Source organism: Brevibacillus sp. SIMBA_040 (assembly GCF_046535075.1).
In the GTDB taxonomy this organism is placed as follows: Bacteria; Bacillota; Bacilli; order Brevibacillales; family Brevibacillaceae; genus Brevibacillus.
The window spans coordinates 1-325 of the sequence record NZ_JAWRXI010000106.1 but is presented as its reverse complement, the minus strand read 5'-3'; the positions used below and the strand labels follow the sequence as shown (position 1 = coordinate 325).

General features: G+C 51.1%; 2 tRNA genes. Both read right to left on the bottom strand.

The window, feature by feature from the left end:
- Nucleotides 1–2: 2 nt before the first annotated feature.
- Nucleotides 3–75 (bottom strand) — tRNA-Gly (locus SB752_RS32165).
- A gap of 51 nt (nucleotides 76–126) precedes the next feature.
- Nucleotides 127–208 (bottom strand) — tRNA-Leu (locus SB752_RS32160).
- Nucleotides 209–325: the final 117 nt, after the last annotated feature.

Below are 325 nucleotides of genomic sequence, written 5' to 3'. Positions count from 1 at the left end.
GGAGCGGACGAAGGGTCTCGAACCCTCGACCTTCGCCTTGGCAAGGCGACGCTCTACCAATTGAGCTACGTCCGCATGTAAAAAAGTAAAAGGCTTGCTCTGGCTGCAAACCCTTCTGTTATAGTATGGTGCGGGTGAAGGGACTTGAACCCCCACGGTTGCCCGCCAGAACCTAAATCTGGTGCGTCTGCCATTCCGCCACACCCGCATGTAAACTAAACAGAAAGCAATGTTGCCATTGCATTTAGTTGTAAAAACTGGTGAGCCATGAAGGACTCGAACCTTCGACCCTCTGATTAAAAGTCAGATGCTCTACCAACTGAGC